This is a genomic window from Paenimyroides ceti, from assembly GCF_030409925.1.
Genome location: NZ_JAUFQU010000001.1, coordinates 92,568 through 113,263, shown reverse-complemented (window position 1 = coordinate 113,263; position 20,696 = coordinate 92,568). Strand labels below are relative to the sequence as shown.

Below are 20,696 nucleotides of genomic sequence, written 5' to 3'. Positions count from 1 at the left end.
TTTTATTATCTTTCAGGAATTGCTATTACACCATATCCTGTGTTGTCTTTTTGTATTTTTACAGAATTGAATCCTCAACTCTACCGCACCGGCATACAAAATCGCCTTAGTAATTGTATGTTGTGCTCCATATGCAAAGGCAATGGTTCGTTTTCGTTTCCAACCCGAATCATTAATACTGTCGTCTGCCTGTAAACAACTTAATACAAACAAAAGCTTATGCTCATCTTCTGTAAATAAACTGCTGTCAATAAGGACTTTTCCATCAAATTTCAAAATAGTATGAATCATCATCTTTACCTGTTTCGAACAATTCAGCTGATTGACCACCTCATCAGGGTCCATCAATATTGAAGACAACTGTTTGGTATCAATTGCTTCATAAGCCGTTGATGAACCAAGAATACGATTGGTATAATCATTGGTATGTTTTTCAAAAACCGCAAGGTTATTTTCATAACTTTCCAATTCATCGTACGAAAAAGCATTCATAATTGTGTAATAAAGCTCTACTTCATTTAGAGCACTTTTTTTTTCGGTTACTTCATTTTTATTAGTATTCTTTTCTTGAATAAATGTCTCGTCAGTCATTTCACAAGAACTAATTAATGCTGAAATTGCTACAGCCAACAAAAAATTTTTTTTCATTTGTTTCGGATTTTTGTTGCTGCCCGGGTAGCTGATTTGTTTCTGTAACAAACATAAAAGCGAAAAAAAAAACACGCAAAAGTTGGTTGGGAAGAATCGTCAATGTAACGGAAAAATCGTCATTACAGATAAAAAAACATCACAATAAAAACCCATAATATTGATTGTCAATAAATTATGTTTTTGTATTTTTTATTGTATTTTTACGTCCATAAAGTCAACAAATCATGTTTTTGCCAAAAAAATCTTCTTATTACTTATTATTATTGACGATTTTTCTCTTGCCTTTATCTTCCTATACCCAAACAATTCAGGATTCTTATCAGGAGTTGTGGAAAAGAATTATTTTGGACACGATTTCAAAGGAACGCACACTGTCTTATTTAGAAGTTTATATCCAAAAAGCCCAAAAAGAAAATAATCTGAAGGAAGAATACAAAGCATTGGAAAAAAAGGCTTTCAGTGTTTCTCCCTCAGCATCCATTCCATTGATTTCAGAAATGGAACAACTGGCTGTAAAATCAAAAAATGACAGTCTCATTGAGAGAAGTATTTCTACCAAAGCATCTTTCTATTATATCAACAGAAATTTTAAGGAAGCATTAAGCGCTTCTATACAAGCTGAGGCATTAAATATCAAAAAAGGCAATATATACCAATTGAATTTTGTGCGTATTGATATTGGAAACATTTATTATCACACCAAAAATTACATAAAAGCAAAAGAGTATTTTACAAAGGCAAAAAATTATTACAAAACGAAAAATAATTATAATTATGTGCAGGGCTATATGGTCAGTTTATACAGCCTGAGTAAAACCTATTGGCAACTGAATAAGCCCGACAGCCTGAAAACGACTATTGAAACCGCTGAAAATACCTTACCGCTATTAAACAATCAGGACAGAGTACTGGAAACGGCTTATATCAATTATGTTAAAGGAGGGTACTACTTTCTGAAACAAGACTTTAACGAAGCGCAGCATTATTTTTTAAAAGCCCTGCCGGATATCAAAAAAAATGAAGATTTTACCAACGAATATGTGATTTATCTGTATTTAGGTAAAATAGCCTGGGAAAAAAATGAAAAACAAAAAGCAGTTTCTTACTTCATGCGCATAGATCAATTGTTTCAGAAAAGAAATTTTCTTAATTATGAATTGCGTCATGCGTATGATTATTTAATCGCTTACTATAAAGAAACGGGGCAACCTCAAAAACAGCTGGAAGTAACAGAACATCTGATTGCATTAAACCACCAGTTTGAAAAAGAACAGCAGGATCTGACCAGTACACTGCACTATGAGTTTGAGACTAAAAAACTGGAGGCCAGCAAAACGGATTTACAAAAACAGCTTTCCAGTAATAAATATACGTATGGCGTCTGGCTTATTGGAAGCGGGCTGCTCTGCCTCACTTTATGCGGCTATGCCTTTTGGCAGACCAAGCAGAAAAAGCAATTGAGGTTGCGGTTCAATGAATTGATCAACGGTGTTCAGTCGGCAAATGAACCTTTTGAAAAGAATACCGATACGGAGAAATCGGTTATTGAGACAAAAAACTTAACGGCTACAGAAGAACGTCTGTTACTGGCGCTACAAAAATTCGAAAATGAAAAAGGTTTTTTAAAACCGCTGAAGTTAGATGATTTTGCAGCAGAACTGAATACCAATCGTAATACACTTTCAAAACTGATTAACACAAATAAAGGAGTAAACTTTAATCAGTATATCAACTCCCTGCGGGTAAAACAGGTTTTAATTGATTTGAAAAACAATACCCGTCTGCGCCAGCTGAATATGCAAGGACTGGCTGAAACCTACGGTTTTGCAAATGCCAAAACCTTTAGCATGCAGTTCAAAGCAGAAACCAGTCTCAGTCCCGCCTATTTTATTGAACAGCTGCAACTGGACGATGCGGAGACCGCCCATTGATTTTTAAATAAAATAAAAAGGTATGCGTATCTTTACTTTATTAATAGTACATTTTCCATGAAAATAATACATATCGACACAAACCATCCGCTGATGATAGAACAGTTGAACAAAGCAGGTTTTGAAAACTACGAAGCCTATACGCTATCTAAAGAACAGATTCAGGATATCATCGGAGCTTATGACGGACTTATCATAAGAAGTCGTTTTCAGATCGACCGTTCTTTTTTAGAAGCAGCTGCTAATCTTAAATTTATTGGTCGTGTTGGTGCCGGACTCGAAAATATTGATTGTGATTTTGCCAAAAGCAAAGGCATTGAACTCATTGCTGCTCCGGAAGGTAACCGTACAGCAGTGGCAGAGCACGCTATGGGAATGCTGTTGTCGCTCATAAACCGTCTGAATCTTGTAGACAAAGAAGTGCGCAATGGTATCTGGCTGCGTGAAGAAAACAGAGGAATGGAACTGGAAGGTAAAACCGTAGGCATTATCGGATATGGATTTATGGGTAAAGCTTTTGCAAGACGACTGAAGGGATTTGACTGTAACGTTCTTTTTTATGATATCAAAGAAAATATCGGAGATGAAAATGCACAACAGGTAAGTTTAGAGATCTTGCAACAGGAAGCAGATATCGTTAGCCTTCATACACCACAAACACCTGAGACTTATCACCTCATAAACAATGAATTTATCCGGGGTTTCAAAAAGCCGTTTTGGTTTATCAATACTGCAAGGGGCAAGTCTGTAAATACTGCTCACCTAACCGATGCACTAAGAGATGGAACAATAAAAGGTGCCGCACTGGATGTGCTCGAATATGAAAAATCTTCTTTCGAAAATATGTTCGAATCACAGGAACTCCCTGAACCGTTTCAGTATCTTCTCAAAGCGGAAAACGTATTGTTATCACCGCATATTGCAGGCTGGACACATGAAAGTAAGGAAAAGCTGGCACAAATCATTGTAAATAAAATCCTTGAGAAATTCTAACAACAAATCATTTATATCCTTATTTTTGAAATAAAAAAACTATGGAAGTACAAAACCCAAACACACCGCCAAATCAGCCCAACTATAATTTTAATAATGGCCCGCAACCTCAGGATGCCAACAGCAAAAAAATTCTTGTAGGAATAATTGCTATTTTACTGGGGCATTTAGGAATTCACAAATTTATTTTAGGCTACAATAACGAAGGTATTATTTTACTCGTTATCAGCGTAGTAGGCTATATGACCGCATGTTTTCTGGTAGGATATATCTTTTTATTTGCTACGAGCATTATCGGTCTTGTAGAAGGTATTATTTACCTTACCAGATCAGATGAAGAGTTTTACAACACCTATATGATCCGTAAAAAAGCGTGGTTTTAAAAATCAGCTTTAAAAAGAAATTCATCTGTTGATGCGACATAAAAGAAATTGCCCGCTTTATGCGGGCAATTTCTTTTATGAGAACTGCTGGCTAATCCAGCTTTTCTGACAATTTGCGTTCGAGTTCTAACTGAAACTCTTCCATAACCGGTTTTACAGTACTTTCAGGCAAATCTGCTATACGAATATACATAAGACCGTCAACAGAATTATTAAACAGAGGATCTACATTAAAAGCAACTACTCTTGCGTTTTGTTTGATGTACTTTTTTATAAGTACAGGTAGGCGGAGATTTCCCGGCTCAACTTCATCAATAAGTCGGTCAAATTTATTTAAATCAGCCTCTGTTTCATTAAAAACAAAGTCTTTGTCAGCGTCTTTCAGTTTTACTTTATATTCTTTTTTAGGCGCTATATACTGTGCTACATACGGATCATAGTAATGTGATTTCATAAACTCGATCATAAGCGATTTTGAAAAATCAGAAAACTGATTGCTGATACTCACTCCGCCTATCAGATATTTATGAGAAGGATACCGCAGCGTGGTATGTACAATTCCTTTCCATAACAAAAATAAGGGCATAGGCTTTAACTGATATTCAGAAACGATAAACGCTCTTCCCATTTCTATGGAGTTTTCCATCATGGAATACAGCTCGGGCTCAAACTTAAAAAGTTCCTGTAAATAAAAACCATTAATGCCGTATTTTTTAAAAATTTCTTTTCCTAAGCCCATACGGTAGGCACCCGCTATTTGTTTGGTTTCATCATCCCATAAAAACATGTGATGATAATAGGTATCATATTCGTCTAAATCAATGGAGTTATTGGTTCCCTCACCCACTGCACGGAAAGTAATTTCGCGCAAGCGTCCGATTTCGTGTAATATGTTCGGAATTTTATCGGCTTCTACGAGAAACACTTCATAGTTTTTACTTTGCAGCAGACGGTAATCTCCTTTTCGGAGTTCCGTAACTTCCTGAATCATTTTTTCCTGTAAAGCCGGTACTACAATCTGTTCCGGTGGTGGTGGTGGCAATTTAAAAGAAGGAACCTTGATGAGTTTTTTGTCTTCGTTCTTTTTAAAAGCATTGGCTAAAAGGTACGTTTTATGTCGTAAAAACTGTCCAAATTCTTCAATAGTACTTCCATGTTCCAACTGTTCCGCAACCGGAATAGGTTTTCCGATGCGTACCTTAATTACCCGATCTTTCTGCGTCAGCAGTTCAGAAGGCAACTTGGCAGTCTGTAAGGTTGGATTCAGCTTGGATAAGAAATAGAATAACCGACTGTTTTTTGCATGAAAATAAATCGGAACAACAGGCACAGCTGCTTTCTTTATTACTTTTAAAGCCCCCTCTTCCCATTCTTTATCGACAATTTCATTATCCTCTTCAAAGTTAGAAACCTCTCCTGCGGGAAAAATCCCCAAAGGCTTTCCATCACTGAGATGTCGTAAAGTCTCTTTAATTCCGATTACGCTTGATTTAGCACCCTTGTGATTCTCAAAAGGATTTACAGGCATAATATACGGCTTAAGAGGCTCTATACGGTGCAATAAAAAGTTGGCAATGATCTTATAATTAGGATCACGCTCCAGCATTAATTTTAATAATAAAATACCATCTACACCACCGAGAGGATGGTTAGAAATAGTTATATAAGGTCCTTCTTTAGGTAATCTTTTAAGTTCTTCAGGATCAATTTCAAACTCGATTTTAAATTCTCCTAAAATAGCATTCAAAAACTCTACGTCTTTAAGATGTTTATTACGGTCGTAAATTTCATTTAATTTTGAAATTTTCAGTACTTTCATCAACATCCAACCTGAAAAAGTACCTAAAAAACCATATTTATCTAATTTTACAGCTTTTGAAATTTCCTTGGCAGTCACTAAGCCCATGCAGTCATGTTTTATCTACAAATATAGTAATCATTTTAATATTGTTTTAACTTATCTAAAACCATACCAAAAAAAATACTAAAAAAAAGCTAAAATCCCTTAGAGTTTAACTCTTTAAACCCTTTTTGTTGTTTTATTGTTTATTTTTGAACTCAAAATCCTACATAATGAAAATATTATCCTATAATGTTAACGGAATTAGAGCAGCCATTACCAAAGGTTTTCTGGAATGGTTAAAAGCAGCTGATCCGGATGTAATTTGTCTTCAGGAGATTAAGGCAGTAGATAATCAGATTCCTGTATTGGAGATCACTGCTGCGGGCTATCCGTTTCAGTATTATTTTTCAGCTGAAAAGAAAGGATACAGCGGAGTTGCTATCTTATCGAAAAAAGAACCAAAGAACATCGTTTATGGTACGGGTATTGATTATATGGATCGCGAAGGACGTAACCTCCGCATAGATTTTGAAGATTTTTCTGTCATGAGCCTGTATCTTCCCTCCGGAACAAATATGGACCGTCTAGGATACAAGTTTCAATATATGGATGATTTTCAACGGTATGTAGATACGCTCAAAAAGGAAATTCCAAATCTGATTATTTGCGGTGATTACAACATTTGTCACACGGCTTTAGACATCCACGATCCGATCAGAAATGCTAAAGTTTCAGGTTTTTTACCTGAAGAACGCGAATGGCTGGATCAGTTTATGAAAAGCGGATTCTTAGATACGTTCCGAATGTTTCATCCGGAACCACACAATTACAGCTGGTGGAGTTACCGTGCAAATGCCCGCAATAATAACAAAGGCTGGAGAATTGACTATCATTTGGTAACGGAATCCATGAAAGACCGTATCAAGAGAGCCTATATATTACCTGAAGCAAAACATTCTGACCATTGTCCGGTAGGAATAGAAATTGAATAAAAACAACATCATGATAAAAAAAATCACTTTATCACTTTTAGGACTCACGTTGCTTTCTTCGTGTGTCACAAGAAAATTATACAACGAACTCGATGCTCAGTATAAAAACTGTATGGAAGAAAAAGACCGATTGTCGGATGAGATTCACATGTATAAAGACAAAGCAGAAAATGCCGAAACGTCTAACGGTAGTCTCCAGTCCCAGCTGGAAAAAGCCATCGAAGAACGCGATAAGCTTTCTGTATTGTACAATCAGCTCAAACAAAACTACAGTGATCTGGAGTCCAACAGTGATGCTGCCATAAAAGCTGAAATAGAACGATTGAATAAATTAAAAGGAGACCTGAGTGAGCGTACGAGTCGTGTCAACGAACTCGAAAGAAAGCTTGCAGCACAGGATGCCAATCTGAAACGTTTAAAAGAATCACTGTCGAAAGCACTGTATGCTTTTGAAGGCAAAGGTCTTACTGTAGAACAGAAAAACGGAAAGGTATATGTATCAATGGAAAACAAACTTTTGTTTAATTCAGGCAGTTGGGCAGTTAGCAATGAAGGAAGAAATGCAGTAGAAGAACTTGGAAAAGTATTGGCACAAAATCCTGAAATCGCTATTTTGATTGAAGGTCATACCGATAATGATAAAATTGTAGGAAACCTGGGTGGCGGTATCAATAACAATTGGGACCTCTCTACTAAAAGAGCCACTGCTATTGTAAACATACTGGAACAAAACAATGGTATTGACAAGAAAAATCTGACCGCAGCCGGACGCAGCCAGTTTTCTCCGATTGCGAGTAACAGCAATGCAGACGGAAAAGCAAAAAACCGTAGAATTGAAGTCATCCTCACACCAAAACTGGATGAAATATCAAAAATGTTGAACGAAATTTAATCAGTAAGGGAGGAGTTTAAACTGCTCCCTTTTTTACAAGTATAAAAATGAAATATCTTATTGAAGGAATTGTAGTAGCCGTTATCATGATAGCAGGGTTGCATTATTTTGCAAAACAACCCTGGGAACAATCTATTTGGATAGGTGTCGGCGGAGCCATTCTCACCGTTTTAAATAAAATTTTTCTGGATCGAAAGCAAAAGAAAAAACAGTCCTAATACAGACTTTAACGATTTATTATCCTTTTCTGTCTGGGCCTCCGGCAGGAAGTTTGTATTTTAGCAAAAACAGCAAAATAGTATTCAATGGAGATCATTACAAAAAACGTTCAAAGTTCTTTTTATTCCTGGAGTTTAGACCTGCTTATTGACAACGGAGTCAGCGTTCAGGTGGCACATGTCATCAATTCGCTGTTGCTCATCACTATTGTAGCTCTGCTTCTCTATGGGGTAGATTATCTGCTCCGAAGGGTTTTTATGATTCTTATGATCCGTTACATTCGCAAAAGTCCTACACGATTTGATGATTTTCTGATCCACAATAAGGTTCTCAAGTATTTTTGCCATCTGATTCCTATACTTATTGCAAAGCAATTGCTTCCATTGATTTTTATGGGCTTTCCAAACTGGACAAAAGCAACTTTAAAACTGACGGATATTTTACTCATCATCAATTTTGCTTTGCTCATCAATGGTATTTTCAGAACAGTGAAAGATACTTTAAAAACAAAAAAAAGATATGCTGATAAACCCCTTGACAGTTACTTTCAGGTAATCACAATTGTTGTCTTTTTTATCTGTGGAATCATTATTTTTTCAAGTCTTACCGGAAATTCGCCATGGGAGTTTCTAATATCTCTGGGAGCGGCATCTGCCATTCTGATGCTTGTATTCAAAGACACTATTTTAGGATTTGTTGCCAGTATTCAGGTGTCTACCAATGATATGGTACGTGTAGGCGACTGGATAGAGATGAGTAAATTCGGAGCCGATGGAACGGTTCTGGAAATTAATCTGAGCACAGTAAAAGTTCAGAATTTTGATAAAACCATAACTACCATCCCTACTTACCTGCTCATCAGTGATTCGTTTAAAAACTACCGGGGCATGCAGAAATCAGGGGGAAGACGTATCAAAAGAGCTATTAATATCAAAATGTCTTCTATCCGTTTTTTACAACCTGAAGAAATCGAAAAACTTAAAAAAATACAGTTACTGGCACCTTATATTGAGGAACGTCAGTCAGAAATCGATCAATTTAACGAAGCCACACTTGCAGATGCAACTATGCCGGTAAACGGACGTAAGATGACCAATATTGGCTTATTTAGAGAATATGTAAAGCGATATGCCGGAAAAAACCCGAATATTCACAAACAATACCATCTGATGGTAAGGCATTTACAACCTACCGAACATGGACTTCCGCTGGAACTATATATGTTTACCAATACTACGGAATGGGCCGTTTATGAAGGTATTATGGCTGATTTATTTGACCACTTATTCGCTGCTATCAAATTTTTTGACCTCGAAATATTTGAGTTGCCCGCTTCAGATGATGTAAGGAAATTTAACTTCAAAAACAGTTTAGAATAGATCTTTTGCGACCTTATACGTGTGGGCATGTGCCTGTAAAATAGTAGAAAGATGAGGTGAATATCCGCCACCCATACTACACTGTACCGGAATATTGTGTTTTTTGCACAAAGAAAAAACCAGTGCATCACGTTGTTTACAACCTTCAATAGTACAATTGATTTTACCTAATTTATCTGATGCCAGAATATCTACTCCTGCCTGATAAAAAATAAAATCTGGTTTGATTTTTTCTATAAGATCGGGTAATATGTCGTTTAATATCTGAAGGTAGGTTGCATCGTCTATTCCGTCTTCCAGAGCAATATCCAGATCTGACTGTTCTTTTTTGAAAGGATAATTGGTTTTTCCATGCATCGAAAAAGTAAAAACAGGCTGAAAGCCTGAGAATATTTCAGCGGTTCCATTTCCCTGATGTACATCGAGATCAATAATAAGCACCTGCTTTATTTCATGATGGTCAATGAGATAACGGGCCGCTACAGCCTGATCGTTAAGCATACAAAATGCCTCTCCGCGATCGGAAAACGCATGATGCGTTCCCCCGGCAATATTAAACGCAACACCATCATTCAATGCCATTAAAGCAGCGTCTATCGTACCCTGAACTAAAAGTAATTCGCGTTCTACAAGTTGTTTATTTTGTACAAAACCTACCTTACGCGCAGCACGTGCGTCTAAATTAAGATTTATAAAATCGGTTACATACATTTTATCATGTACCGCATATATCGATTTTAGATCAGGAAAATCCGGCTCAAAAAACTGTTCTTTTTGCACTACCCCTTCATATAATAACTGCTGTGGTAAGAGTTCATATTTCGCCATCGGAAAACGATGATTATCCGGAACCGGGTGCTTATACAAAGGATGGAAAGCAATTTTAAACATTTTTACGAATGATATCTTTAACTTCCCAATGACTTTTTGCCGTATAAAAATGCGGATGCTGGATCTCATGGTCAATACGCTCATGAGCCCAGGTGGTATGAAACGGAATATGAATTGCTGTACCTCCGATATCCAGCACGGGCAATACATCTGATTTCAGAGAATTACCAATCATAAGAAATTCTTCAGCAGGTGTCTCTAATCTTTTCAGAAGTTTTTCATAATCCAACACTGCTTTTTCTGACATGACTTCAATATGATGAAAATAGCTGCCCAAACCTGATAAATGCAATTTGCGATGCTGGTCTTTTAAGTCTCCTTTTGTTGCTACAATCAATGTATAATCTCCATATAGTTCTTTGATGGTTTCTTCAATACCATCCAGTAAAATAACAGGTTTTTGTAGCAAATCTTTTCCGATGGCCAGTATTTTATCTGTAATTTTAGAAGATACTTTGCCTTCAGAAATATTGTGAGCCGTCTCAATCATTGACAAAATATAGCCTTTGATTCCGTATCCGTATAAATCCAGATTGTTTATCTGTGTTTTAAAAAGGGCCTGTGATAAACTTTGCTTTGACAGATAATCTTCCATAAGAGCGCAAAAACGATTTTCTGCTTCTTCAAAAAAAGGTTCGTTGATCCAAAGCGTATCATCCGCATCAAAAGCAATAATTCTATAATTTTTCATATCTTTGTTTTGTATACCAAAAGTACTAAAAATCTATGGCTATAAGCAAAACTCATGTAGCTGTGATTTCTTAAATATAATCTCCTCTTTTTATATAAAAAGAAATATTTAATTAACCCCACATATTGGAATAGAAAAGGAAAGAATAAAAACTTAACTGTTGACTGCCTATCAGAAATAGTTCTGCAAAGTGCATAATACGAATACCTTTAAAATACTATATTTACTAAAATTTTTAAGCTATGAATACCTATCATTATCCTTTGAACCTTAAATTTAAGGTTACTACACTTGCCAATGACTTTGTTGTCACGGATGCACAAAATCGCACCGTTTCTTATGTGCGTCAAAAAATGTTCAAATTTGTTGATGAGGTTGATATTTACAGTGATGAAACTAAATCAAGTCAAACCCATAAAATCAAAGCCAACAAATGGATTGATTTTTCGGCTGCTTATGCCATCACAAACCACAAACAGGAAAACCTTGGAAAGGTAGCCCGCAAAGGATGGGCATCTATCTGGAAATCAAAATATGAGATATTTGATGCGCATGACCAACATAAATTTGTCATCAGAGAACGCAATGCCTGGGTTAAAGTAATAGACAGTATGTTTGGAGAGATTCCATTGATTGGCGTTTTATCAGGCTATGTGTTCAACCCGAAATATGATGTAAAAGACCTCAACAATCAGGTTCTTTTTACCCTTTCCAAAAAGCCTTCTTTTTTCGGAAGAAAATTTGAGCTCACAAAAACAACAGCAAAAGAATTACCGGAAGATCTGATTCTCTTAAGTCTAAAAATGATGTTAATTTTAGAAAGACGCCGTGGATAAACTTAAAAATACGTTATCTTTATGTAGCTAAAAAAGAAAAGTTATGGAATATCAAACCGAAGAAGTATACGATTTTTATGAAAAGCCAACGCTGGAAGACAATGTAAAATCATGTCTTGAAGATGGTCTGGCTCTTACAACTACCGGAGCTGCAGCCGGAATAGCGGTTGCTAAACTTACCGGACAAAGTAAAACGCTGGGTGCCGTTGCAGGCTTAAGCGTCAGTTTACTCAGTTATGCGATCATCAAACTGATCAATAAGAAAAAATAAATGTAAACGACTACTTTTCAGTAGTCGTTTTTTTTATTTCTGAAATAGTAGCTCATATCTAATTTAAAAAAAGCCCTGATATAATCAGGGCTGGAATTAACAATTACTATTTATTAAAAAACTACTATGCAACTTTTCTGCGGTATGCGTAATAAAAGATCACTGGTAATACAGTAAAAGATAATATCAGACAGAAAATCAACCCGCCTACAATCATAATGGCCAGAGGTTTTTGTATTTCTGATCCCATTCCTGATGACAAGGCAGCAGGTAACAATCCCATAGACCCCATCAATGCAATCATTACCACGGGACGGATTCTGCTTTTTACCGATTCTTTAATCGTTGTAATAAGATCGTCTTTATGTTTCAGATGCTCCTTCATAACTCCGATAAGTACGATTCCGTCAATGGTCGCTACTCCGAATAAAATAATAAATCCTATTCCGGCAGAAATTCCAAACACCGTTCCTGTGATCCACAGGGAAAGAAATCCTCCGATAAAAGCAAATGGCAATGTAATGGCTGAGATGATTGTATCTTTCAAATTTCCGAAATTAGCATATAGCAGCATGAGAATTAATACCAGAGAAATCGGTACTACCGTCATTAATTGTTTAGAAGCACGTTCTTTACTTTCAAACTCACCTGCCCATTCCATATTATTTTCTTTAGGCAGCTTTACCTCTTTGGCAACTTTTGCTTTTGCTTCAGCAATGGTACTTCCCAAATCTCTTCCTTCGATACTGAATCCGACTCCGATATAGCGTGTATTACCTTCTCTGTAAATGAATGCTGGCCCTGTCTGATAACCAATAGTGGCGATCTCGCTTAGCGGCACCTTCTTATCATCAGCTGTAGGAATGAGAATATCACCAATTTTTTCCGGAGTATCCCGATACTGCTTTTCGAAACGCAAAATCACATCAAACATACGCTCGTTTTCATAAAACTTTGTGGCCGACTGACCTCCGATGGTCATTTCAATAACCGACTGTACATCAGCAGTATTCACACCATATCTTGCCATCTTAGAATCATGCAATTGAATTCTCAATTCCGGCAATCCTATATTTTTGTAAACATTGATATCGGTAATTCCGTCTACATCTTTAATAGATGCGGCTACTTTGTTTGCCATTTTTTCAAGATCATACAGATCATCACCGAAAATTTTAATCACCAAAGCACTCTTTACACCGGCTACATATTCTTCAACGTTATCCTGAATCGGCTGACTGAATCCAAATGTTATACCCGGATATTTGTTCAGTTTGTTCCTCATATCATTGAGTACCTCTTCTTTCGAAATTTTTCGTTTCCATTCACTCTCAGGCTTTAATTGAATATTAAACTCAATATTGAAGAAACCCGTTGGATCAGTCCCGTCATTTGGCCGTCCGGTCTGTGTCATGATGAAATCAATCTCTTCAAAATCATTCTGCAACAAGGTTTTCATCTCTTTCGTAAGCTTTACCGATTCATCCAGATTGATACTGTTAGGCAGTGTTGCTCTTACATAAATAGCCCCTTCGTTTAATTTAGGTAAGAATTCCGATCCGTAATGGCTGAATTTTACACCACATACCACGAGAATAAAAACAAAAACACCAATGGTTGCTTTTTTATGACGAAAAGAGAAGTCAAACAATTTATAAATAGTAGTTCTGAAAAACCGCGAAATTTTATTTTCTTTTTCTTCTATATTTTTGGTTAAAAGATACTTACACATAGCAGGAACATAGGTAAGACTCAGAATCAGTGAACCCAGTAGAGCATATCCCAGTGTAAATGCTAAAGGCGAAAACATTTTACCTTCTACTTTTTGAAAAGAAAAAATGGGCAGCAATGCTACAATAAGAATCATCAGCGCAAAAAAGATATATCCTGCCACACTCCCTGCACTTTTCTTAATAATCCCCAATTTAGAAATTTTGTTGAAACGCTTCATGCCTATCTTTTCAGAAACCAGAACAAGCGAAACAAATACATGCTCTACAATGACAAGGGTTCCTTCCAGTAAGAGTCCAAAATCGAGTGACCCCATTGAAATGAGATTGGCAGGCAACCCCTGAATTCTCAACATGATAATAGCAAATAGAAATGCCAGAGGAATTACGGATGCTACAATAAAAGTTGTACGCCAGTTATATAAAAAGATGAATACGATGATGGACACCAGAATAATACCTTCTATAAGATTTTTAGTTACGGTATGCACGGTAATATCTACCAGCTTGGTACGATCTACAACAGGCACTATCTCTACATTTTCCGGTAAAATCCGTTCATTGAGCTCTGTTATTTTTTCTTTAAGCCGTTCAATTACCTCATTCGGATTTTCTCCACGCAACATGACTACAATTCCTTCAACCACATCATCCTGTTCATTATAGCCCACCTGTCCAAGTCTTGGCTTACTGCCGATTTTTACCTCTGCAATGTGTTTGATCAGAATAGGAGTTGAACCATTTACTTTTACAGTAATATTTTCAATATCTTCTAATTTATCCAGCAACCCTACACCTCGTACCACATACGCCTGATTTCCCTGTTGTATCACATCACCGCCTACATTGATGTTGGATTTTGATACGGCCTCATACACATCTAACGGAGAAAGATTATAATTGTTGAGTTCTGTAGGATTGATTTTTATTTCATAAATTTTTTCTTCTCCACCAAAACTAACCACATCAGCAACTCCCGGAACTGCAACGAGTTCGCGTTCTATAACCCAGTCCTGAATTGCAGTAATCTCTTTTATCGGCAGATCACTTTTAATAATGTATCGGAAGATTTCTCCGGTTGCTCCATAAGGCGGTTCTATCTGAGCATCGGCTCCTTCGGGTAAATCAACACCATTAAGTCTGTTAGAAGCATATTGCTGTGCATAAAAATCTTCAACATCATCATCAAACTGTACGGTAACGACTGATAATCCGAAAAGAGAAATTGAGCGTACATTTGATTTTTTAGGAATGGTGTTCATTTCTTTGGAAATAGGCAACGTAATGAATTTCTCTATTTCCTCAGCACTTCTTCCCGGCCACTGGGTAATAATACGTGCTCGTGTATTGGTAACATCAGGGAACGCTTCAATGGGAGTATGGATATAACTGTAGATACCACCTAATAATAAAGCCAGTGTTGCAAACAATATGAGCAGGGAATGCCGCAGGGAAAAAGCAACGATATTTTGTACAAACTTCTGCATAATTATTTATTCAATTCTTCAAAAAGTAACAATTCATTTTTGCTGATCACCTTTTCACCTTCTTTAAAGTTTTCCAGAACATAGGTATATTCAAGATTACTGGCGTAAGGTTTTACAAGGCGTATCTCAAGATCACAATCCGATTTATAGATAATAACATATTGTTTGTTATTGCTAAAAACAATGTCATCATTCGGTATGGCAATTGCTGTTTCTGAAGAAGGATTTTTTTCAATGATAATATCGGCACTCATTCCAGGTTTTAATTTCAATGCTGTATTTTGCAGTAAAACACGTGCTTTTAATACGCGTTCGCTATCATCGAACACATTATATATCTTATCTATTTTTCCATCAAAAAGATCGTCAGGGTATGCCAGTGTTCGCACTTTAACCGCTGCGCCTTCTTTTACATGCTGCAGATTGGTAGCATAGATATTTACCATTACCCAAATCTGATTCAGGTTTGAAATGGTAAACAAAGGCTCTTCCAATGCAGATATATTCAAACCCATAGAGATTTCTTTCTGTACAATATATCCTTCTTTAGGTGCTTTTATCTGAAAAAGACCCGAGTCAGATGTAGCATTGTACATACTCAGATTCTGATCAATACGCTGCATTTCTACTTTTGCATTTTCATATTCCGTTTTTGCATTTTCGTATTCAGATGATGAAATCATACCATCCTGTAGCAGCGACTGTTTGGTTTTGAGTTCATGATGTAAGAAACTGATGCGGTTTACAAGACTGCGTTTCTCCTGTGTGATTTCATTTAATTCACTGCTGCGAACGGTTGCCAGCACCTGTCCCTTTTTTACATAATCACCCAACTCAAAAGCAACATTTTCTACCACACCACCCAAAAGACTCTTAAAAGCCACTACATCATTTTCATTGTAAGCAATATTTCCGGTTAATGTTAATGTTTCTGCAATGGCTCTTTTTTGAAGTGTTTCCGTTGCTATGAGTTCTTTAAAATCTTTATGCAGACAGTATTCTGGTGTAGCCGGTAATTCTGTTGTTGCTTCGGTTGTATTGCGGCAACTGTTCAGCAGCAAAACCGTGCATAGTAAACTTGAGTATATGAGTTGTTTTTTCATTTTATAAATCTTTTCCTACGATAAATTGTAATTCTTCAAATGTTTTCAGGTATTGTTCTTTCTGGTTCAGAAAAGCCTGTTGTGATTTAAGATATGAGTCTGAGAAATCAAGAAATTCAATAAGACTGATACGGCTCTGTTTGAAATTTTTCACATAATTATTCATCATTTCAGTAACCGACAGCTGATCTTCATCTGTGTACTCTTTTAAAACAGATTCGTAAATAATGAGTTGTTTTTTGAGTCGGTTTACTTCGTTTACAATCTCATTATTCATTTTCCGTTCTTCATTGAACGACTTCTCTATTTCAACCTGTGCTTTTCGGATATTACCCTGATTTTTATTCAGCAGAGGCAGGTCAAAACTAATACTGAGCCCTACAAAATCCTGCATAATATTACCTCCTCTATCGTAACCTAAACCTACTGTAACATCCGGAATTCGTGCTGCCTTTTCGATATCTAACTCTTTATGAGCGATTTCTTTTTGCTGTTTTATGAGCTTAAAATCCGATCGGTTGGCAAGCGCTTCTTCTACGAGATCCATAGGAAGTTTTCTTGAAAGTTTATCAGAAACCATAAGAGGCTGATAGATCTCAAAAGAATCTTCAGTAGTATCTCCTAAATAAACCTTTAGGTCATAAACCAGATTGTTTTTATTTGAGAGTAAGGAAGTATAATCTTCTTTGAACTGTATATATTCCGTTTGTATCCGCAAATAATCGGCTCTGCTAAGATTTTTGAGTTCCGATTGTTTTTTATAAGAAATCAGCAAATCTTCAAATATGTCCAGTGAATTTTTGAGCAACTGTTCTTCCAACTGTATTTTTTCCAGCTCGATAATAGTACTTCTGAGACTAAATTTGAGATTGCGCAACAGTTCTTCAAAATTGAGTACAGCATTCTGAGTATGCACCTGTTGTAAGGCAATGCGTTTTTTACGCTTACCTGCCGTTTCAATAACTTGTTCAAGTTCAAGACTAACCTGCTGTGTTTTACCATATCTTCCAAAAAGATAAGGCATTTCTTCATGCGGATTGTTACGCCATAAATTGACTTCTCCAATGGTAAGATTTGGATTATTGGCCCAAAGTCTGGCTTGAATAAGTTCTGCCTGTGATTGCTCCAGAGCAAATTTCTGGCTTATAAGTTCAAAATTGTTTTCCAGAAAGGTGCGTTCGACTTCTTCTTTTGAGATTTTCTTCTGAGAGAAACTCACCTGAAATCCCGATAAAAACAATAAAATAAAAACGTATTTCTTCACTTTACTATATAATTTTCAGCAAAGTTACTTTCCTTACATTACAGGTAAATTTGAGTTACATTAGAGTTTGATTAGAACAGGGGTGGGTTGAATTGCAGATGAATTTCTGTTCCCTGATTAGAAGTAATGATTTTAAAATCTATCTGATGAATTTTAAAAATGGTGGAAGCCAGAGACAAGCCTATGCCACTGCCCTTTATATCGCCTACATTTTTTCCTCGGTAAAATGTCTGCTGTATATAAGGCAGATCATTTTCATCAATACCGATGCCCTCATCTTTAATCACAAGATGCAATTTGTTTTCCTTTTCAGACAGGGATATAGAAAGAGGTTTATTTTCTGAATATTTTAAGCCGTTTTCTATGAGATTATACAAAGCAAGCTGTAGTTGTTTTTCGTTGCCTTTGACCGATAACAAACCAACATTTTCTACCTTAAAATCGACATGAATATGGGCTTTTAGAGAAACCGTTACTTCTTCTACTATATTCCAGATGATTTCATCAATTCTGAAAAACATGAAATCTTTTGAATTGATGGCTCCTGACAATAGCAACATATTATTCAGTATTTCTTCCAGCTCTTTTACCCTTTCAATAGATCGGGAGGCTACTTCCTGATATTCTTCGGGAGTACGGTCTTTTTGCGAAAAAACCTCCAATGAGCCGGAAATTGCAGCTAATGGTGTTCGAAATTCATGAGAAACGTAATTGATAAAATTTTTCTGAATCACAAAGGTTTCTGAAGCTTTTGCCATAAGATCGTTATACGTTTCTACCAGTTCCTGAATTTCACTGTAGGATTGCTGTAGCCTGATGGGCTCATTTAATCGGTCTATTTCTTTTTGTCTGACCTGATCAATGATTTTTTGTATGGGTTCATAGGCCATATTCCCTAAAAAACGGGACAGAAGGTAAATAATGAACAAGCCAAGAACGAGGACGATAACCAAAATATACAGTAACCGGTTCATCAGCGTGTTAAAAACATCTTTATTTTCTTTTACAAAAACCACAAAGTCACCTTGATTATCGGCATAATACAAACCGTAATAAAAATCGTTTCTGGTATTTATGACGTGCTCTTTTTTCTTGCGAACCTGATTGAGATCAAAAGGGCGTATCACAGAATCATTTACCATCTTTCCATACGCAACTTCGTCGAATTCATCAAAAACAGCAATATCATCTCTGCTGATAAGGTTTTCGAATTCCCTTCGGATGTTGTTATGTTCTTGTAAAGACTGTTCATCTTTTTCTAAATAATAAATCCCTGTGACAAGTGCTGTTTTTTTGAGGTTTTTAATGACGCTGGTTTCATTCGTCTTATAAAAAAGCCCATAAATAATTGTCGAAGCGATAAGAAATATAACCCCGAAAGTAATAGATGACAATATGGTCAGACGCTTGCGTAGTTTCATTTTATTCCTGTAACATATAACCTACACTTTTTACAGTGTAGATGTATTTATCCGTCGGAGACTCGATCTTATGCCGAAGATAAGAAATATAAACATCCACCACATTAGTATTATTCTCAAAATCGATGCCCCATACAGCATTTAGAATCTGAGTTCTCGACAGGGCTTTGTTCTTATGCTGTGCGAGGTAATGCAGAAGCTTGAACTCTCTTGGTGATAGTTCAATCAGCTGTTCTCTTTTATACAGCTTATACTGATCAAGATCAATACGGAGATCGCCGCATATCAATTCATTTTTCACGGTTTGTGCCGTCTGGTATTTCACTCGTCTCGTCAGGGCTTTTATCCTCGAAAGCAGCTCATCAAAGTGAAAGGGTTTAACCAGATAATCATCCGCACCGTGATCCAAAGCTGTAATTTTATCCATTGTATCATTCAATGCACTGATTACGATAACCGGAGTCAGAATATTCTTATATCGAAGCATTTTTATAAACTGGATACCATCTATACCCGGAAGCATAATATCTACAATCAGAATATTCCAGTGATTATTATCAAAAAGACTACGGGCTTCTTCAGCAGAAGTTGCCAATGTAACCTGATAGCCATTTTCTTCCAGTCCTTTTACAAGAAAAAAGCTGATTCTCTCATCGTCTTCTAATAATAAAATTTGCATTTTTTATTCAAAGTTAATTATTGTCCGGTTAATTTCACATTTAAAAATCACTTTCATATCGCTTTCTTGAATTCAATATAAATAAAATACAAATTATAAAAACACCATCATATTTATATTATCATTTTGTAAATTTGTTATCTGTATTTATTCTAAATAGATTTCAAATGAGCTCATTAAATTTAAAAACTATAGATAGAGTTGGGACCATCTCAAAAAAAGATTTCATACAACAATATGTTAAGCCACAGATTCCTGTGGTAATTGAAAGATTGACTGAAGATTGGCCAGCTTATGAGAAATGGCATTTGAACTATATAAAAGAGGTTGCGGGAGAAAAAATAGTACCGCTGTATGATGACCGCCCGGTTCGCGCAGAAGATGGTTTCAATGAGGCACATGCAAAAATGAAGATGAGCGATTATATTGATTTAATGGAGCGTGAGCCAACCAATTACAGAATATTTCTTTATAATCTTATGAAAGAAGTACCTGCTATACAAAACGATTATAAATGGCCGGATATTGGACTTCGTTTGGTAAAACAGATGCCTATGCTGTTTTTTGGTGGCGAAAATTCAAAAGTATTTATGCACTTTGATATTGATTATTCTAATATTCTGCATTTTCATTTTCATGGAGAAAAGCAATGTGTTATTTTTCCACCAGATCAAACCCCTTTTATGTACAAAATACCCCATTCTCTTATTTCAAGGGAAGATATTGACTTTGACCATCCGGATTTTGAGAAATTTCCGGCACTAAAACAGGCACAGGGATATATTTGTAATTTAAAACACGGTGAAATGCTGTATATGCCGGAAGGATACTGGCATTACATGAAATATCTGACACCAGGTTTTTCGATGAGTCTGCGTTCCTTTCCTAAAAATCCTAAATTCCTGATCAAAGCAGCCTACAATTTGCTTATCATGCGCCACTATGATAATTATAAGCGCAAAACAAAAGGTCAGGCATGGATTGATGAAAAGAATGAACGCGCCATCACAGAAACACATAAAAATTTAGGCATTCTGTAA

The 20,696-nt window shown here is 36.2% G+C and carries 19 protein-coding genes; 10 read left to right on the top strand and 9 right to left on the bottom strand.

Features of this window, described 5'->3' with window-relative positions; all coding sequences use genetic code 11:
* Window positions 1–12 precede the first annotated feature (12 nt).
* Complete coding sequence (locus QW060_RS00530; RefSeq protein ID WP_290361780.1) at window positions 13–648, bottom strand: hypothetical protein; 636 nt, start codon at window positions 646–648, stop codon at window positions 13–15.
* 227 nt (window positions 649–875) lie between these two features.
* Here QW060_RS00530 and QW060_RS00525 point away from each other — a divergent pair, with 227 nt between their 5' ends.
* Genes QW060_RS00525 through QW060_RS00515 form a run of 3 tightly spaced genes read left to right on the top strand, consistent with a single transcriptional unit; the run spans window position 876 to window position 3,958 of the window.
* Window positions 876–2,582 (top strand): helix-turn-helix domain-containing protein, encoded by a 1,707-nt coding sequence (locus QW060_RS00525; RefSeq protein ID WP_290361779.1) that lies wholly within the window; start codon window positions 876–878, stop codon window positions 2,580–2,582.
* Window positions 2,583–2,639: 57 nt separating this feature from the next.
* Complete coding sequence (locus tag QW060_RS00520) at window positions 2,640–3,575, top strand: 2-hydroxyacid dehydrogenase (RefSeq protein ID WP_290361778.1); 936 nt, start codon at window positions 2,640–2,642, stop codon at window positions 3,573–3,575.
* 41 nt (window positions 3,576–3,616) lie between these two features.
* Entirely contained in the window at window positions 3,617–3,958 is a 342-nt protein-coding gene (locus QW060_RS00515) for a TM2 domain-containing protein (protein WP_290361777.1), read from the top strand.
* A gap of 91 nt (window positions 3,959–4,049) precedes the next feature.
* Here the strand turns inward: QW060_RS00515 and QW060_RS00510 are convergent, their stop codons facing one another.
* Window positions 4,050–5,864, bottom strand: a complete 1,815-nt coding sequence (locus QW060_RS00510; RefSeq protein ID WP_290361776.1) for a lysophospholipid acyltransferase family protein — start codon at window positions 5,862–5,864, stop codon at window positions 4,050–4,052.
* A gap of 167 nt (window positions 5,865–6,031) precedes the next feature.
* Between QW060_RS00510 and QW060_RS00505 the strand changes: the two genes are divergently transcribed.
* The 4 genes from QW060_RS00505 (at window position 6,032) to QW060_RS00490 (ending at window position 9,283) form a co-directional block, all read left to right on the top strand.
* A complete protein-coding gene (locus QW060_RS00505; protein WP_290361775.1) occupies window positions 6,032–6,793 on the top strand; it encodes an exodeoxyribonuclease III in 762 nt (253 codons plus the stop codon).
* A 10-nt stretch (window positions 6,794–6,803) separates the two neighbouring features.
* On the top strand, window positions 6,804–7,685 hold the full coding sequence (locus QW060_RS00500) for an OmpA/MotB family protein (protein ID WP_290361774.1): 882 nt from the start codon (window positions 6,804–6,806) through the stop codon (window positions 7,683–7,685).
* Window positions 7,686–7,732: 47 nt separating this feature from the next.
* Complete coding sequence (locus tag QW060_RS00495) at window positions 7,733–7,903, top strand: hypothetical protein (protein ID WP_290361773.1); 171 nt, start codon at window positions 7,733–7,735, stop codon at window positions 7,901–7,903.
* Between the two features lie 87 nt (window positions 7,904–7,990).
* On the top strand, window positions 7,991–9,283 hold the full coding sequence (locus QW060_RS00490; protein WP_290361772.1) for a mechanosensitive ion channel family protein: 1,293 nt from the start codon (window positions 7,991–7,993) through the stop codon (window positions 9,281–9,283).
* Here QW060_RS00490 and QW060_RS00485 read toward each other — a convergent pair.
* Complete coding sequence (locus tag QW060_RS00485) at window positions 9,275–10,174, bottom strand: histone deacetylase family protein (protein WP_290364654.1); 900 nt, start codon at window positions 10,172–10,174, stop codon at window positions 9,275–9,277. The genes QW060_RS00490 and QW060_RS00485 overlap by 9 nt on opposite strands.
* Window positions 10,167–10,865: an HAD family hydrolase gene (locus tag QW060_RS00480; RefSeq protein ID WP_290361771.1), complete on the bottom strand. Its 699-nt coding sequence runs from the start codon at window positions 10,863–10,865 to the stop codon at window positions 10,167–10,169. Before QW060_RS00480 ends, QW060_RS00485 begins: the two co-directional genes overlap by 8 nt.
* A 242-nt stretch (window positions 10,866–11,107) precedes the next feature.
* On the opposite strand from QW060_RS00480, the gene QW060_RS00475 reads away from it, so the two are divergent.
* On the top strand, window positions 11,108–11,701 hold the full coding sequence (locus QW060_RS00475) for an LURP-one-related/scramblase family protein (RefSeq protein WP_290361770.1): 594 nt from the start codon (window positions 11,108–11,110) through the stop codon (window positions 11,699–11,701).
* Between the two features lie 43 nt (window positions 11,702–11,744).
* Entirely contained in the window at window positions 11,745–11,972 is a 228-nt protein-coding gene (locus QW060_RS00470; RefSeq protein WP_290361769.1) for a hypothetical protein, read from the top strand.
* A 124-nt stretch (window positions 11,973–12,096) separates the two neighbouring features.
* On the opposite strand, the gene QW060_RS00465 is transcribed toward QW060_RS00470, so the two are convergent.
* The 5 genes from QW060_RS00465 to QW060_RS00445 form a co-directional block, all read right to left on the bottom strand.
* The gene (locus QW060_RS00465; RefSeq protein WP_290361768.1) at window positions 12,097–15,189 is read right to left on the bottom strand and encodes an efflux RND transporter permease subunit; all 3,093 of its coding nucleotides are present in this window, start codon (window positions 15,187–15,189) and stop codon (window positions 12,097–12,099) included.
* A 2-nt stretch (window positions 15,190–15,191) separates the two neighbouring features.
* On the bottom strand, window positions 15,192–16,292 hold the full coding sequence (locus tag QW060_RS00460; RefSeq protein ID WP_290361767.1) for an efflux RND transporter periplasmic adaptor subunit: 1,101 nt from the start codon (window positions 16,290–16,292) through the stop codon (window positions 15,192–15,194).
* Between the two features lies 1 nt (window position 16,293).
* Window positions 16,294–17,556: a TolC family protein gene (locus tag QW060_RS00455; protein ID WP_290361766.1), complete on the bottom strand. Its 1,263-nt coding sequence runs from the start codon at window positions 17,554–17,556 to the stop codon at window positions 16,294–16,296.
* Between the two features lie 71 nt (window positions 17,557–17,627).
* Entirely contained in the window at window positions 17,628–18,977 is a 1,350-nt protein-coding gene (locus tag QW060_RS00450) for a sensor histidine kinase (RefSeq protein ID WP_290361765.1), read from the bottom strand.
* A gap of 1 nt (window position 18,978) precedes the next feature.
* The gene (locus QW060_RS00445; protein WP_290361764.1) at window positions 18,979–19,656 is read right to left on the bottom strand and encodes a response regulator transcription factor; all 678 of its coding nucleotides are present in this window, start codon (window positions 19,654–19,656) and stop codon (window positions 18,979–18,981) included.
* A gap of 167 nt (window positions 19,657–19,823) precedes the next feature.
* Between QW060_RS00445 and QW060_RS00440 the strand changes: the two genes are divergently transcribed.
* Complete coding sequence (locus QW060_RS00440) at window positions 19,824–20,696, top strand: cupin-like domain-containing protein (RefSeq protein WP_290361763.1); 873 nt, start codon at window positions 19,824–19,826, stop codon at window positions 20,694–20,696.